The 969-nt window shown below is 70.6% G+C and carries 1 protein-coding gene; it reads right to left on the reverse strand.

Features of this window, described 5'->3' with window-relative positions:
- Nucleotides 1-969: isomerizing glutamine--fructose-6-phosphate transaminase (locus MKK49_RS01225; protein WP_244026233.1), on the reverse strand; the 969-nt coding region annotated here is incomplete at both ends.

Below are 969 nucleotides of genomic sequence, written 5' to 3' on the forward strand. Positions count from 1 at the left end.
GATGACGATGACGGGGACGCTCTCGTCGATGAGGGCGATGGGGCCGTGCTTGAGTTCACCCGCCGCATACCCTTCGGCGTGGATGTAGCTGATTTCCTTCAGCTTCAGGGCGCCTTCCAGCGCCATCGGGTAGCTGGTGCCGCGCCCGAGGTAGAGCACGTCGCGGGCCTTCGACACCTCGCGGGCCAGGACCTCGATCTCGCCCTCGCGCTTCGTCGCCTCGGCCATCAGGCCCGGCACGGTGATGAGGGCGTCGACCAAGCTGCGCTCGCGCTCGGCGCTCAGGGTGCCGCGCGCCCGGCCCGCCGCGATGGCGAGGCACAGGAGCACCGTGAGCTGGCACGAGAACGCTTTGGTGGACGCCACGCCGATCTCGGGGCCGGCCAGGGTCGGGACCACGGCGGAGGCCTCGCGGGCGATGGTCGAGGTCGGCACGTTGACCACCGCCAGGGTGTGCTGGCCCTGGGACTTGGCGTAGCGGAGCGACGCCAGGGTGTCGGCGGTCTCGCCCGATTGCGAGATGACGAGGGTGAGGCCGTCGCGGTCCAGCGGCGGCTCGCGGTAGCGGGCCTCGGAGGCGACGTCGATCTCGACGGGCAGGCGCGCCAGGGTCTCGAACCAGTACTTGGCGACGAGGCCGGCATAGTAGGCCGTGCCGCAGGCGGTGATGGAGAGCCGCGAGAGCGTGGCGAAATCGAACGGCAGGTCCCCCGGCAGGGCGACGCGGCCATTGGCGAGATCGACGTAGTGGGCGAGGGTCCGGCCCACCACCTCCGGCTGCTCGTGGATCTCTTTCGCCATGAAGTGGCGATGGTTGCCCTTCTCGACCCGGTAGGCCTGGGCGACGATGCGCTGGCGCGGGCGCTCCACCACCGCTCCGCCGATGTCGCGGATTTCGGCGCCGGCGCGGGACAGGACCGCCCAGTCGCCCTCCTCCAGATAGGTGATCTCCTCGGTGAACGGCGCCAG

Origin of the sequence: Methylobacterium sp. J-090, assembly GCF_022829345.1 — a bacterium.
Taxonomy (GTDB): Bacteria; Pseudomonadota; Alphaproteobacteria; order Rhizobiales; family Beijerinckiaceae; genus Methylobacterium.